We start from the raw sequence: 14,861 nt of genomic DNA, 5'->3' as shown, positions 1-14,861 counted from the left end.
ATTTATACTGTTTTAAATCTTTCAGATATTAAACTATACTTAATTAAAGAAAAATCGTTAACTACTAAATCTGCTAAACTATAATCTTGGTTTTTAGAGTGGTGGCTATCATAACCAACACAGTATATACCTGCTGCTTTTGCTGCTTTAATACCATTTGTAGAGTCTTCAATAACCAAACAATTATTTTTCGAAAAACCAGCTAATTCTGCTGCTTTTTCAAAAATTTCAGGATGCGGTTTAGAGGCTTTTAAGTCTGCACCACTAATTTTAGCTTTAAAATATTGGTCTAAACCAAAACGATTAAAAACATTTGTAATGGTTTGCATAGATGCCGAAGATGCTAGGACAAGAGTAAGACCATTTTTATGATAATCTTTAATTAAATCTAATACACCATCAATTAATTGTAAAGCAGGATCACTATGAAACAAATCTGTAAATATTTTACGCTTAGTTAGCATTAATGTTTCTGGCTTATCTTTCAAATTAAAAATGTCGCAAAGTTCTCTACAAACATTAATTGTAGATTGTCCTGTAGTAGACTCGTACAGTGTTTCAGATACTTCAATATTAAAAGCATCGAACATTAAAAAATAAGCTTTTTTGTGTAATGGCTCTGTATCTACAATTACACCATCCATATCAAATAATACTGCTTTTAACATACGTTGTTTTTTATGCAAATATAAAAGGTTAAAAACATTAGATGTTAATCTTTTTTAAAACATAAATAAATTTAAAAATATTAGTGTTTCTTTATACTTATTACATAACTTTTATGGTATACATTATTATATTTATTGGTTTAGTTGCGTTTGCAGTCTATGCATTTACAAAAACAGCTCAAAAAAAACAAGAAGCGTTTCCTAAACATTGGCATAAAATTTTAACAGAAAACGTACTGTTCTATTCAAAATTATCTAAAAAGAATCAAAAAATATTTCAGAATAGAATGATGCTTTTTTTTACTGAAGTTACAATAGACAGTGTAAAAATAGAAATAGAAGAGTTAGATAGAATTCTTATTGCAGCAAGTGCAATTATTCCTGTTTTTGGTTTTAAAGAGTGGCATTACAAAAATTTAAGTGGTATTATATTGTATCCAGATACTTTTGATGAAGATTTGCAATTCGATGAAAAAAATAAATCAAGAAAAATCCTTGGAATGGTTGGAACTGGTCGTTTTGAAAAACAAATGATTCTTTCTAGAAAAGCTTTAAGACAATCGTTTTTAAACGATACCGATAAGCATAATACACCTGTACATGAGTTTGTACATTTATTAGATAAAATGGACGGGCAAACCGATGGTATTCCAGAACAATTATTAGGAAAAGATTATATAAAACCTTGGTTAGAATTAATGCACCAAGAAATGGAAGCTATAAATAATAACGAATCTGATATTAGAAAATATGGAGGAACAAGTCAAGCCGAATTTTTTGCTGTAGCTTCAGAATACTTTTTCGAAAGACCAAAACTGTTTAAACAAAAACATCCAGAATTATTTAAAATGTTGTCTCTGTGCTTTCAAAAGCCTAAAAGTAATTCTTAAATATAATATTCATATTTTAACTAATGATAAAACATTAAATTTACAATCGTAAAAAAGGTTTATGTTAAAAGAGCTTAAAGAACAATACGGTTATTTATTTGAAGACGAATTACTTCAAGAAATTAATAACGTTGGCACATACAAAGATGTACCAGAAGGTTTTAAATTAATTGAAATAGGAGATTATATAAAATCGATGCCGCTTTTGGTAAGTGGAGCTGTTAAAATTTTACGAGAAGATAAAGATGGAGAAGAACTCATTCTCTATTTTTTAGAACATGGAGACACTTGTGCAATGACGCTTTCTTGTTGTTTAGGAAACGCTAAAAGCGAAATTAGAGCCATTGCAGAAACAGATACCAAATTAATTATGGTGCCAGTCGAGAAAATGGAAGTATGGCTTTCTAAATATAAAAGTTGGCAAAATTTTGTATTACAAAGCTACCATAATCGCATGACAGAGCTTCTTGAAGCAGTAGATACTATTGCATTTTTAAAAATGGACGAACGCTTATTTAAATATCTTAAAGATAAAGCAATGGTTAACCATAATGAAGTTATACATGTTACACACCAACAAATTGCTAACGATTTACACACCTCTCGTGTAGTTATTTCTAGATTATTAAAAACTTTAGAGATTGATGGAAAAATAGAATTACATAGAAATAATATTAAAATTCTAGAATTATAACAATGTAACAGATGTTACAAATTAAGTTAGAAATGTAAATTAAGTTTGCATTCAACTTACCTTAAAATGGATATACAGCAAATTATAACATACTTTGGCGCTTTTTTAATTGGAGCAATTCTAGGATTAATAGGTGGCGGAGGTTCAATTTTAACAGTACCTTTATTAGTATATTTTTTAAGCTTTAATCCTGTAATAGCTACCGCATACTCTTTATTTGTAGTAGGATCTTCTTCTTTGGTTGGAGTTATACAAAAACATAAAAAAGGCCTAGTAGATTTTAAAACAGGATTAATATTCTCGTTTCCATCATTTATTGCGGTGTATTTTTCAAGACGGTTTTTAGTGCCAGCAATACCAGAAACACTTTTTACTTTTGGTGATTTTTCATTTACAAAGGGAATGGCAATCATGATATTTTTTGCAGTAATTATGTTTCTATCTGCCTTTTCAATGATAAAGTCTAAAAAAAATGCTACAGAAGAGAGAAAACCACAAGCATATTTTAAAACCTTTTTACAAGGTATATTTATAGGTATTGTTACAGGATTAATAGGAGCTGGAGGAGGCTTTCTATATGTGCCAGCATTAGTGCTTTGGGCAGGTTTAGACATGAAAAAAGCTGTAGGGACATCTTTAATAATTATAGCAATAAACTCTTTAATTGGATTTGCTGGAGATGTACAAGTTTTAAGTATAGACTGGAAATTTTTACTAACATTTTCTTTTGTAACCATTTTAGGAATTTTAGTAGGAGGTTACTTTTCAAAATTTATTTCTAGTAGAAAATTAAAAAAGAGTTTTGGGTGGTTTGTTTTAGCAATGTCGGTTTATATCATTTTTAAAGAGTTAACAAAATGATAATTGTAACTTTTGTTACTATAAAAATTTAAAAACATTAGTAAATTTGAAGAATTAAAATAGATAAAATGAAGGTAGAACAAATTTATACAGGATGCTTAGCACATGCAGCTTATTACATAGAAAGTAATGGAGAGGCAGCTATTATAGATCCATTAAGAGAGGTGCAACCTTATATAAAAAGAGCAAAATTAGACGATGCTAAAGTAAAATATATTTTTGAAACACATTTTCATGCAGATTTTGTTTCAGGGCATTTAGATTTAAAAAAGAAAACAGGAGCTCAAATTGTATTTGGACCTACAGCAAAGCCATCTTACGATGCTTTAATAGCAGAAGATGGACAAATATTTGAAATTGGTGACTATAAGATAAAAGTAATCCATACACCGGGTCATACTATGGAAAGTACAACATACCTCCTTATAGATGAAAATGGTAAAGAACATGGTATTGTAACCGGAGACACTTTATTTATTGGAGACGTTGGGCGCCCAGATTTAGCACAAAAAATTGCCTCAGATTTAACTCAAGAAAAATTAGCTGGTTATTTATTTGATTCTTTAAGAAACAAAATCATGACATTACCAGATAATATTATTGTTTATCCAGCTCATGGAGCAGGATCTGCATGTGGTAAAAACATGAGTAAAGAAACCACAGATACTTTAGGGAATCAAAAAGAAGTTAATTACGCACTTCGTGCAGATATGACTAAAGAGGAATTTATAGCAGAGCTTTTAGACGGTTTAGCAGAGCCTCCAGCATATTTTCCACAAAACGTAATGATGAATATTAAAGGTTACGAAAGTTTCGATAATGTGATGACAAAATCTCAAAAACCATTATCACCTAAAGCCTTTGAAGCAGCTGCTAACGAAACAGAAGCAATAGTTTTAGATGTACGTCATCAAAAAGAATTTGTTAAAGGTCATATTCCAAGATCTATTTTTATAGGTATCGATGGAGGTTTTGCACCATGGGTAGGAGCATTAATAGCAGACGTTAGTCAACCAATATTATTAGTAACTCCAGAAGGAAGAGAAGAAGAAGTAATAACACGTTTATCTCGTGTTGGTTTCGATAATGTTATAGGTTATTTAGAAGGTGGTTTTAATTCTTGGAAAGATACAGGAATGGAGTACGACACTATGGCTTCAATTTCTACAGAAGAATTTGAAAAGCAATATCCAGAAAATAAAGATGTTGTTTTCGATGTTAGAAAAGATGGCGAGTTTAAGTCTGAACATATTGTAGATGCAAAACATACGGCTTTAGATAATATTAATAGTCATCTAGATAAATTTCCAGAAAACAAACCTTTTTATGTGCATTGCGCAGGTGGTTATAGATCTGTAATAGCAGCATCAATACTTAAAAGTAGAGGAATTCACAACTTAATAAATGTAGAAGGAGGTTATGGCGCAATTAAAAAAACGTCAATACCTAGAACAGATTACGTTTGCCCATCAACATTATAAATCATTATTAATAAATAAGTAAAAACGTGTGTTACAAATTGTAATACACGTTTTTTTAATAAGCATGTGTAATTATGTAAAAATAAGGATGCAGTTGTGTTACTATTGTTACAATTAATACTTGTTTAAAAAACTATATTTGAAACAAAAAATTAACTAATGGAAATTATTTATCAACCTTGGCCTTGGTACGTTTCAGGCTTTTTAATTGCATGTATAATGTTAGTTCTTTTGCTAATGGGCAAAAAGTTTGGAATGTCTTCTAATTTAAGAACATTTTGTGCAGCATGTGGAGCAGGTAAAGCGAGTTCGTTTTTTAATTTTGATTGGAAATCAGACAAATGGAATTTATTAGTTGTTTTAGGTGCAATGTTAGGTGGTTTTGTAGCCTCTCATTATCTATCTAATCCAGAAATTCCAGAAATAAGTGAAGCTACAAAAGTGGCATTAACTCAATTAAATATTTCTACAGAAAATGGATATTTACCTGTAGAGCTTTTTTCAATAGAAGCTCTAAGCGATATTAAAACAATATTAATTTTAGTAGTTGGTGGTTTATTAATTGGTTTTGGTGCCCGTTATGCTGGAGGTTGTACTTCTGGTCATGCTATTTCAGGATTAAGTAATTTACAATTACCATCTTTAATTGCTGTAATTGGTTTCTTTATTGGAGGACTAGTTATGGTTCATTTATTATTCCCTTTTATTTTTTAAAATTTTATGAAACAGTTATTATATATATTTATAGGTTTTTTCTTTGGTATTGTTATGTATAAATCTGAAGCTGCTTCATGGTTTCGTATTTATGAAATGTTTCGTTTTGAATCTTTTCATATGTACGGTATTATTGGTACCGCATTAGTTTTTGGTGTTTTATTTGTTTTCTTAATAAAACGTTTCAATGTTAAATCTTTTGATGGGCAACCAATAACAATAGCACCTAAAAGTAAATCTTTTTCAAGATATATGTTTGGAGGTATTATTTTTGGTTTAGGTTGGGCTTTAGCAGGAGCATGTCCTGGACCTATATTTGTTCTTGTAGGAGCAGGTTACCTACCAATTTTAATTGTTTTAATTAGTGCTACACTTGGAACTTTTCTATACGGATTAGTTAAAAATAAATTACCTCATTAATATTTTAACATTTATAGTTGTAACAATTTGCTAAATTGTTAGTCTTATTAGTATCAATCAATCTTGCTGAAGATTCAGCAACTAAATCAAAATACTATGCAAGGAGACAGACAATTATTAGTAATTACTCATTTAAGTCAATTACTAACAGCAATTACAGGTTGTGGAGGACTTATTGTTCCATTAATAATATGGTTCACTAAAAAGGATGAAGACTACCATATTGATGAACAAGGAAAAAAAAATATTAATTTTCAATTAAGTTTAATTGTTAATTTTATTATCTGTATTCCTTTAATACTTCTATTTGGACTTGGTTTATTAGGTTTTATAGTTTTAGGAGTTTTTTCAATATTATATCCAATAGTAAATGCTATTAAGGCAAGTAATGGTGAAAATCCAACGTATCCATTAAGTTATAAATTTATATAATAAAAACGGAATCTAAAAAAACTAAACGCATTGGACTAGGTGTTGCATTAGGAAGTTCTTTTGGTGTAACTATTGGTTCTATAATAGGAGCGTTAACCAATGATACAGCTTTTTGGGTAAGTTATGGAATTCCCATAGGAATATCTTTAGGGCTTGTATTAGCAGTAGTTTATAATAGTTTAAGTAAAGAATAATAGTTATCTTTAAAATACCTTTATCTTATAATTTTGTTAGTTAGTTGAATATTAATTTAAGATAAAGAAAAGCGCAACCTATGGAGGTTGCGCTTTTTGTTTAGAAAAAAAAGACAAGGCTACAGAAAAAAATAAAACGGAATACACGATTAAATATTAATTTTGTTTGTTAGTCACTATGTCACGTTTTATTTATTACATATTATTTTTAATTAGCATTTGTTTTGTTCAAGCACAAAATCCTGTTTTTGTGCCTATGGCAAACGTATCTAAACTACCAGATGTTGAGTTTTACGACGTTTTAGAAGACCAACAAAACTACATTTGGTTGGCAGCAGATATAGGTTTGTATCGTTATGATGGTAAAATTTATAAAAAATTTAGTCATCCAAAACAAAAAGCAAATTCTCTTTTTCAATTACAATTAGATGCCAATGGCACGTTATGGTGTAATAATATATATGGGCAAATTTTTTATGTAGAAAATAATAGTCTTAAACTTTTTCATGACGCTAGTAAGTTAGTTGTTGGCCAATTAGCACCATTTTCAATTCACGAAAATTATATTAGATTATTTACTGTAACAGGTATTTACGATATTGATATTGTAACAAAAAAAATCACTAAATTTTTTGATGGCATGTGTATTAGTAATTCTACTATTAACACTACCAATTACACTTTTACTATAAATAATGAAGGAGACGTAAAACGTCATCGCATTTATAAATTCGATAAAAATAAAAGTTCAAAAATATTTGAAATTATAAGCAGTGATAATATACAATCGCCAAGATTATTTGCCTTTAATAAAGCTGTTTTCTTTACACATAAAAATAAAAACAATAATGTTATTTACTCAATTAATAAAGCAAATAATTTAGTAACACAGCTTAAAACACCTACACAAATAGAGAACGAAATTATTTATAGTTTATTAAATTTTAAGGATACTTATTGGTTTTTAACAGGTTCTGGTGCTTTTATTTATAAATTTAAAAATGATGTGTTTACCTTTAAAGAGCAGCTTTTTAGTAATGAGTCTATAACCGATGTTCAAGAAGATTTTAACAAAAATTATTGGTTTACTACGTTAGACAATGGTGTTTTTGTATCTCCAAACCTTAAAATTAGACATATCAATTTAGATGCAATTAATGCAAAAGTAACAGCTGCAACAGCACTGCAAAACAATCAATTTGTTTTAGGAACTAATAATGGTAAGTTATTATTTTATAAACAAAACATACTTACAAAAACACTTAAATTACCAGGAAAAAAAATTGTGGGTAAGTTATATTTTGATGCACAAAAACAGCTGCTAATTGTAAGTATTAATGCGTCAGAATCGTTTATAGTTAATTTAAAGACAGATAAAATTACCGATGTAAACAATAGGTTTTCGGTAGCAAAAACATTTTCAAAAATAGATAACAACACATTGTTTTATGGTAATTACCGTCAAGGTATTCTGTATAAAAATCCGTTTGGTGAATTTAAAAAAAATAGTATTAAAGACAGTCGTGTAAAGGCTTCAGTGGTATATAATAACAATTTGTTTGTGTCTTATATTGACGGATTATTTAAGTACAATACAGCAACTTATTCTTCAGAAGAAATCACTTATAACGCAAACAGTTTATTGGTTAATGCTATGGCAAATACAACCAAAACCATTTGGTTAGCTACACAACATAACGGACTTTTAAAATATGAAAACGATAAACTAAAACCTTCAGGTATTAAGTTACCAAACAATCTTCAAATAAATGCAATACAATCTCAAGGAGATATTTTATGGCTATCTACAGATTCTGGACTGTTTCAATATCATACCCAAGCACATCAACTTAAATTTTTAAATGCACAAGATGGGTTAAATACTGCTGTAAACGACTTTTTGGTACTTGAAGATCAAATTGTAATAATACAGCCAAAAGCATTTTATACACTTCCTAAATCTCAAGAGTTATTTAAAACCTTTAAAACAGCCAAAGTTAGGGTAGAAGCAGTAACCATAAACGATCGGGATACTTTGGTTACTAATAACTACAAATTGCCTTATAATTTTAATAAAATTGGTGTTAAATTTAATGTCAATGGGTTTCAATCTAACCAGCATGTTAATTACCAATATCGTGTAAAACAAATTGATACCAGTTGGCAAAATGTACCTTTAAACACTCACTTTGTAAATTTTAATAGCTTATCAAGTGGTACATATACGTTTGAAATTAAAGCAAAAAATGTTAGTGCAAAAAAAGCTGTTTTTGCATCACCAATTACTTTTGAAATAGCAAAGCCATTCTGGGAAACCTATTGGTTTTATAGTATTATTTTAATATCAATAATTACTTTAATTTGGATTTATTTTAGATGGCGATTACAACAAAAAGAAGCACAACGTATTAGCGAAATTGATAAAATTTTAACCGACAAAAAAATCACCAATTTAAGATTAGAAAATCTAAGGTCGCAAATGAATCCGCATTTCATTTTTAATGCTTTAAACTCCATTCAAGATTATATTATTTCGAATGAAAAGGAATTGGCAAGCTCGTATTTAGTAAAGTTTAGCCGATTAATCCGCATGTATTTAGATTACAGTCAGCAAAATGAAATTACTTTAGAGGAAGAATTAAATGCCTTAAAATTGTATTTAGAATTAGAAAAAGTGCGTTTTGAAGATGAATTGGAATATAAGGTTGTTATTGATAATCAGTTGAAAACTAGACAAATAAAAGTACCATCATTATTCATTCAACCATATGTTGAAAATGCTTTAAAACACGGATTGTTACACAAATTAAACGACCGAAAATTACATATTGAAGCGAAAATTATTCAGCAAAATAAATTAGAAATTACGGTTGAAGATAACGGAATTGGTAGAGAGCAATCCGAAAAATTAAAACGACCAAACCAACAACACAAACCGTTTGCTACTAAAGCTAATGAAGAACGTGTGCATCTTTATAAAAACAAATTAAAACGTGATATAGCCATAACTACCAACGATTTGTATGACAAAAATGACGTTGCTGCAGGTACAAAAGTGGTCATCACCATGCCAATACATTAAGATATGAAAGCGATAATTATAGACGACGAAAAACGCGCCAGACATTTACTATCAAACTTGCTAACCGAACATTGCGCAAGTATTACTAGCATTAAAGAAGCACAAGATTTAGCATCTGGAGTAGATTTAATAAAATCTAGTAAACCTGATGTTGTTTTTTTAGATATTGAAATGCCTAATCAGTCTGGATTAGATATTTTGGAATACTTCCCAAACCATATTGATTTTAAAATCATATTTGTAACGGCATACAATCAATATGCAATTGAAGCTTTTAAGCTTTCCGCTGTAGATTATTTATTAAAACCAGTTGATACCAACGAGTTAAAAGAAGCAGTTGCAAAAGCTGAAGAAGCGATAAAAACGAACAATTTAAACGACCAGTTAAACAAGTTACGCGACTCGTTAAAGCAACTGTCAATAGATAAAATTGCATTAGAAATACCAAAAGGTATTATGTTCGCATCTCACAATGATATTGTTTATTTTGAAGCAGATGGTATGTACACCAACGTACAGCTTATGGATGGCAAACAAAAAACCATTTGCAAGCCATTAAAGCATTTTGTTGAGCAATTAGAGCGCAACGCGATGTTTTTTAAATGTCATCGATCGTATTTAATCAACTTAAAATATGTAGACGAATTGGTAAGAGATGATGGTGATTATTTATTAATGAATAACCAAAAACGCATTCCTATTTCAAAATCTAAGCGCGATCAGTTTCTTGAAGTGATTAAGGAAACGTTTATGTGATTTATTTGAAGTTTTTGAAATTCCTTCAGAAAAAAAATCATCATTTTCAGAAAAAAACAAATTAAGAATAGTGACTAAGTGCTTTATTTTGAAGCCTATTAAACACAATTCTTATGAAAAAAATAGTTCTATTATTCGTTTTGGCATTATGCTACAACGTCTCTCATGCTCAATTTGGTAAAATGCTAAAAAAGAAAGCCAAAGCAGCAGTAGAGAAGAAGTTAGATAAAAAAGAAAAGAGTAGCTCGTCTTCAAAATCTGATAACGCTTCAGGTATCGTTGGCAGTTCTTCAACTGAAAATTCATCAAAAACAGAATACACGGATGAGGAATTTAAAGCAGAATTAGCTCAAAAATACCCAAACGACCAGGCAAAGCAAGATTTATACTATCAAAAGTATCTTGAGAAAAAGCAACAAGAAGCCGAAGCTAATAAGCCTAAATCTGCAAATTCAGTAAGTGATGAGTTTTTATACATGTCATATCCATTTGCAATGACAAAGGGCATGAGCGCAGTTGGTGTAGACCGTGTGAAAATAAGACGTCAAATGACAGACATGGGTGATAATGTAGATTTATTACCTGCACAAGATCCAGATTATGCATGGTTACGCTTTTTAACCACACCAGAACTAGTAGCTATGTCACCAGAAGGATATATTGGTTACGAGTTGGTTTCAGGAATGTTTACAACCAAAGTTGGCGCAGACCGATCGCAAACTTTAGAGCTTGGTACAGGAATGCCAATTTTAGTAAGAGGTATGCTAATTGCAGAAGATGTATTTGTAATTTATGCAGCATCGCACCAAGGTGGACACGCATTTAATGTACCATCGTACATGCACGAAAAAGATATTACTATTTTAAACGTGATTGGTAAAGGCGAGCAACAATTTCATGTAGAGTGGTTAGAAAAAGCGAAGCCAATTGTAAAAGAGTTTGAAGCCACGTTAAAAGCAAATTATGATGCAGCTGCAAAATCAACCATGGATGCTATAAAAATGCCAAAAGCAGGTAGCATGAATAGTAATGCTTCATTAGTGAGTTTTGCTAAAGAAAATGTATCTAAAACCATAGCCAAAGATGGCGCAAAGCTTTTAAAATTAAACATAGAATCTAACGATTGGAGTATTGTAAAAAACAAATACACAGGACATATTTTGTACCGTTGGATTAAAGGCGCATTCACAGAAAAAAATAAAAATAACGACTGCTATTTACAAGGTTTTTTAATCAAACAGCAATACAATGGTAGTGGTTATGGTAGTTCTCAATTTGGTGGTGTTATACATGGACAAATGCCATACGGACAAAAAATGAATTGCGAATAATTAAAAACGCGCTATTAACCTAAAGTTTTTAAAGTCTGCTTATTTAAGCAGGCTTTTTTATTTGATTTAAAGTGTAAGAATAACCTATGTAATTCATTCAGAAAGAAATTAGAGCTATTCAGAAAAAAGCAAATTAAAAACCTTTAGTGTTACTGTTATTTTGTAGATGAAATTAATATTAATCTTAACTACAATGAAAAAAACATTACTCTTATTTTCCTTTTTAATAGCAACTGCATGGTGTAGCATATATGCGCAAATAAACATTCCCGATGCTAATTTTAAAGCTTATCTTGTTGGAGATCCAACTATTAATACTAATGGTGATAGCGAAATTTCTGTTGCAGAAGCGCAAGCCTTTACAGGAACAATATCGGCTACAAGTTTAGGAATTACAGATTTAACAGGAATTGAAGCTTTTGTAAATATAACTACATTAGAAGTATATTCAAATATCCTAACATCGTTAGATGTTAGTAACAATACTAATTTAACACGATTGCATTGTGCAAACAACCAAATAACAACCATAGATGTTAGTGGTATTCCAACATTAAATCAGATTCATTGTCAAAATAATCAGTTAGTAGAATTAAATTTAGCTAATGGGAATAATGCTAATTTTTCGTATATGAAATCATACGGAAATCCTAATTTAACATGTATTCAGCATGATGCAAGTTTTACGCCACCTTATACTAATGCAGGCCAATATGCTAATGGATGGACAAGAGATGCAAACTCTAGCTATTCTTCTAACTGTAATTATGGACCTGTTTATGTAGATGCCAACGCTTCTGGAGCAAATAACGGAAGTTCTTGGGCTGATGCTTACACAACGATTGATGCTGCATTAGTTGGTGCTACGCCAAATAGTAAAATATGGGTAGCTAAAGGTGTTTATAAGCCAACAACTAAAAACACGCCATTAGAAATAAATGATACAAGTGTTGCTATTTATGGTGGTTTTGATGGTACTGAAACTCAACTGTCAGATAGGGATTTATCTTTAATAAATACAGCTAATGCAACTGTTATTACAGGTGATATGAACGGTGATGATATTGATGGTGATTTTACATCTAATAAATCTGATAATGCCGATAGATTAATATTAGTAGATGCTACTAATATTATTATTGACGGTTTTATTTTAGAAAATATTTACGATACCTCAAGTAATGCTAACAATCAAGATAATGGAGTTATTTATTCAAGATATAGTGGTGCTTCAACTTGGATTGAAAACCTGAGTATAAAAAACTGTAGTTTTAAAAATAACTATAGTAATGACTTTTTAATTAAAGGTTTTGGTTTAAAAGATAACTTCAAACTTTACAACGTTAGTTTTACAAATAATATAAGTACAGGACAAAGTATTATTTTATTACTTACAGATCGTTTTAACAATATTTTTGCAGACTTTTCTAACGTACTATTTGCTGACAACCAAACCAAGTTTTCTGTTATCAATGCATATAGAATTCCTGATGGTTCATTTACAAACTTCAGTGACTTAGATTTAATAATAACTAATTCATCTTTTATTAATAATAATGTAGTAAACGTCAATAATACATCTTTTGGACAGGCTATTATCATGGGATCTGATAATACTAGAGGACACTTAGAGATAAATAACTCTATCTTTTTTGGCAATACGTTAAACGGAGCTTATGCAGATAGAGATATTTCTTATGGTACACAAGGTAATCATTATGAATTAGTAATTAATAATTCTATAACTCAAATAACAAACAATGGAGGCGCATCTGGAGCTTTTGCAGCACCATTATTTACTAATGTTCAAGATTTAGATCCAAATACAGTATCACTTAATTTAAGTGCAGATTATAAACCAACAACAAGTTCCTCTTACGTTTTAGATAATGGAGAAAACACATTTTATAATACTGCTTTATTTGGTGATTTAGATTTATCAGGTAACACAAGAATTTTCAACTCTACAATAGATTTAGGTGCTTATGAATACGATTCTACATTAAGTGTTGATGCTGTTTCTTTAAGTACAAATTCAATAAAATTATATCCTAATCCAGCAACAGACGTTGTAAATATTAAGACTAATCAAACTATTGAAAACGTTTCAGTATTTAATGTAAATGGTCAAAAAGTACTTGAAATAGCTAATCAATCTCAAATTAATATTTCTAATTTACCAACAGGAATGTACTTTTTAAACATAAACACTAACCAATCAAACCAAACAATAAAAATCTTAAAACAGTAATTTTTAAAATGAAAAAATTAAACAAACTTGTAATCTTATTTTGTCTTGCTTTAGCCGTATTAAATTGTTCTTCAGACGATGATAATAATTCAATTGTAGACAATGCAGTAACAAATAAAATAACTGTTGGAGATTCAGATTTTGAAATGAATACAGCTATTGTTGAACCTACATTAAATAATTCAGTGTTTTTAAGTTTAACAAATAAAACACAAGCACAAATTGAAGCGTCTTATAATGGTACTACACTTAATAGTGTAGATTACTTTACGGCTAGAATAGGCCACTCAGATTTGACATCTAATGTCACTTATGATTTGTCTGAAATATCAAGTTTAGAATTTATTGTAAATGGAGATGTTATTAATTCTGAATATGAAAACGGGTTTAGTCAATTTTACAATAGTGGCTCTAATTCAGATTTAGAGGTTACGTCTGGTAACATTACTGTAACTAACTATTCTGTTGATAATTTAACATTAACATTTAATTTTGTTAGAAGTGATGGCACAGAAATTTCAGGAAATTATAATGGTGCATTTATGTCTTTAGATGATGAAGAGTAAATAATTTAGTAAGTATATAAAATAAAAAACGCAACCTAATTAGGTTGCGTTTTTTATATGTATTTGAGAAATTATTGTCTTAAAAATTGATATTCTGATAGGTTATTTAGAATTACAATTTCATTTGATATAAGTTCGTAAGAAGTTGTAACATTCTCGTTGTTTGCAAAATTTTCTATGGTAATTAAATTATTTTCAATAGACCAATTATAAATTTGTGCAGTAGATGTTATACCTTCTTCAGTAGTAATTTTAAATGTATTTAATACTGTATTATCAGGGTTAAAAGTTAATTTATATTCTGTATTTTCATTAAAATCTTCTCTTAACCATTCACCAATTAATACATTGTGTGTGCTATGGTCAATGGCGTTACCATTGTCGTCTGAGCTACAATTAAATTGTAAACAACAAATAGCAAGAATTAATACTAATCTAATAGAGTTATACATTAATTTATTTTAATAAAAATTGAAAAGAATAAATTTATAATTAAAGTTCAAACTTTCAATTACTTATCC

Annotated in this window: 14 protein-coding genes; 12 read left to right on the top strand and 2 right to left on the bottom strand. The window is 29.5% G+C overall.

The features are described from left to right. Positions 1-2 precede the first annotated feature (2 nt). A complete protein-coding gene (locus CLV86_RS02215) occupies positions 3-668 on the bottom strand; it encodes an HAD family hydrolase (RefSeq protein WP_121049144.1) in 666 nt (221 codons plus the stop codon). Positions 669-781: 113 nt separating this feature from the next. Between CLV86_RS02215 and CLV86_RS02210 the strand changes: the two genes are divergently transcribed. From CLV86_RS02210 to CLV86_RS02150, 12 genes are all read left to right on the top strand, one after another. Further along, a complete protein-coding gene (locus CLV86_RS02210) occupies positions 782-1,558 on the top strand; it encodes a M90 family metallopeptidase (protein WP_121049140.1) in 777 nt (258 codons plus the stop codon). Between the two features lie 61 nt (positions 1,559-1,619). Beyond that, a complete protein-coding gene (locus CLV86_RS02205) occupies positions 1,620-2,252 on the top strand; it encodes a Crp/Fnr family transcriptional regulator (RefSeq protein ID WP_121049137.1) in 633 nt (210 codons plus the stop codon). Between the two features lie 66 nt (positions 2,253-2,318). Beyond that, positions 2,319-3,113 carry a sulfite exporter TauE/SafE family protein gene (locus CLV86_RS02200; protein WP_121049134.1) on the top strand — a complete coding sequence of 265 codons (795 nt, stop codon included), beginning with the start codon at positions 2,319-2,321 and terminating at the stop codon, positions 3,111-3,113. A 68-nt stretch (positions 3,114-3,181) separates the two neighbouring features. Next, positions 3,182-4,594: an MBL fold metallo-hydrolase gene (locus CLV86_RS02195; RefSeq protein WP_121049131.1), complete on the top strand. Its 1,413-nt coding sequence runs from the start codon at positions 3,182-3,184 to the stop codon at positions 4,592-4,594. Positions 4,595-4,753: 159 nt separating this feature from the next. Then, a complete protein-coding gene (locus tag CLV86_RS02190) occupies positions 4,754-5,308 on the top strand; it encodes a YeeE/YedE family protein (protein WP_121049128.1) in 555 nt (184 codons plus the stop codon). 6 nt (positions 5,309-5,314) lie between these two features. Next, positions 5,315-5,728 (top strand): DUF6691 family protein, encoded by a 414-nt coding sequence (locus CLV86_RS02185; protein ID WP_121049125.1) that lies wholly within the window; start codon positions 5,315-5,317, stop codon positions 5,726-5,728. Positions 5,729-5,824: 96 nt separating this feature from the next. Beyond that, positions 5,825-6,160, top strand: coding sequence for a DUF4870 domain-containing protein (locus tag CLV86_RS02180; protein WP_121049121.1), 336 nt, complete (start codon positions 5,825-5,827; stop codon positions 6,158-6,160). Between the two features lie 372 nt (positions 6,161-6,532). Then, positions 6,533-9,436 carry a sensor histidine kinase gene (locus CLV86_RS02170; protein WP_121049118.1) on the top strand — a complete coding sequence of 968 codons (2,904 nt, stop codon included), beginning with the start codon at positions 6,533-6,535 and terminating at the stop codon, positions 9,434-9,436. A 3-nt stretch (positions 9,437-9,439) separates the two neighbouring features. Further along, positions 9,440-10,192 carry a LytR/AlgR family response regulator transcription factor gene (locus tag CLV86_RS02165; RefSeq protein WP_121049115.1) on the top strand — a complete coding sequence of 251 codons (753 nt, stop codon included), beginning with the start codon at positions 9,440-9,442 and terminating at the stop codon, positions 10,190-10,192. Positions 10,193-10,305: 113 nt separating this feature from the next. Next, a complete protein-coding gene (locus CLV86_RS02160) occupies positions 10,306-11,523 on the top strand; it encodes a hypothetical protein (protein WP_121049112.1) in 1,218 nt (405 codons plus the stop codon). Between the two features lie 193 nt (positions 11,524-11,716). Further along, a complete protein-coding gene (locus CLV86_RS02155) occupies positions 11,717-13,774 on the top strand; it encodes a T9SS type A sorting domain-containing protein (RefSeq protein ID WP_121049109.1) in 2,058 nt (685 codons plus the stop codon). 8 nt (positions 13,775-13,782) lie between these two features. Continuing rightward, positions 13,783-14,340 carry a hypothetical protein gene (locus CLV86_RS02150; RefSeq protein WP_121049106.1) on the top strand — a complete coding sequence of 186 codons (558 nt, stop codon included), beginning with the start codon at positions 13,783-13,785 and terminating at the stop codon, positions 14,338-14,340. A gap of 71 nt (positions 14,341-14,411) precedes the next feature. Here the strand turns inward: CLV86_RS02150 and CLV86_RS02145 are convergent, their stop codons facing one another. Continuing rightward, the gene (locus CLV86_RS02145; RefSeq protein ID WP_121049103.1) at positions 14,412-14,792 is read right to left on the bottom strand and encodes a lipocalin family protein; all 381 of its coding nucleotides are present in this window, start codon (positions 14,790-14,792) and stop codon (positions 14,412-14,414) included. Positions 14,793-14,861 lie beyond the last annotated feature (69 nt).

Source organism: Lacinutrix venerupis (assembly GCF_003663945.1).
GTDB lineage: Bacteria > Bacteroidota > Bacteroidia > Flavobacteriales > Flavobacteriaceae > Lacinutrix > Lacinutrix venerupis.
Note: the sequence above shows the minus strand (reverse complement) of the source record. Positions and strands in the feature narration are given on the sequence as shown.

Bases quoted from the DNA above. Each gene is read 5' to 3' on its own strand.
- CLV86_RS02215 (WP_121049144.1), bottom strand. From the start codon at position 668: ATGTTAAAAGCAGTATTATTTGATATGGATGGTGTAATTGTAGATACA.
- CLV86_RS02210 (WP_121049140.1), top strand. From the start codon at position 782: ATGGTATACATTATTATATTTATTGGTTTAGTTGCGTTTGCAGTCTAT.
- CLV86_RS02205 (WP_121049137.1), top strand. From the start codon at position 1,620: ATGTTAAAAGAGCTTAAAGAACAATACGGTTATTTATTTGAAGACGAA.
- CLV86_RS02200 (WP_121049134.1), top strand. From the start codon at position 2,319: ATGGATATACAGCAAATTATAACATACTTTGGCGCTTTTTTAATTGGA.
- CLV86_RS02195 (WP_121049131.1), top strand. From the start codon at position 3,182: ATGAAGGTAGAACAAATTTATACAGGATGCTTAGCACATGCAGCTTAT.
- CLV86_RS02190 (WP_121049128.1), top strand. From the start codon at position 4,754: ATGGAAATTATTTATCAACCTTGGCCTTGGTACGTTTCAGGCTTTTTA.
- CLV86_RS02185 (WP_121049125.1), top strand. From the start codon at position 5,315: ATGAAACAGTTATTATATATATTTATAGGTTTTTTCTTTGGTATTGTT.
- CLV86_RS02180 (WP_121049121.1), top strand. From the start codon at position 5,825: ATGCAAGGAGACAGACAATTATTAGTAATTACTCATTTAAGTCAATTA.
- CLV86_RS02170 (WP_121049118.1), top strand. From the start codon at position 6,533: ATGTCACGTTTTATTTATTACATATTATTTTTAATTAGCATTTGTTTT.
- CLV86_RS02165 (WP_121049115.1), top strand. From the start codon at position 9,440: ATGAAAGCGATAATTATAGACGACGAAAAACGCGCCAGACATTTACTA.
- CLV86_RS02160 (WP_121049112.1), top strand. From the start codon at position 10,306: ATGAAAAAAATAGTTCTATTATTCGTTTTGGCATTATGCTACAACGTC.
- CLV86_RS02155 (WP_121049109.1), top strand. From the start codon at position 11,717: ATGAAAAAAACATTACTCTTATTTTCCTTTTTAATAGCAACTGCATGG.
- CLV86_RS02150 (WP_121049106.1), top strand. From the start codon at position 13,783: ATGAAAAAATTAAACAAACTTGTAATCTTATTTTGTCTTGCTTTAGCC.
- CLV86_RS02145 (WP_121049103.1), bottom strand. From the start codon at position 14,792: ATGTATAACTCTATTAGATTAGTATTAATTCTTGCTATTTGTTGTTTA.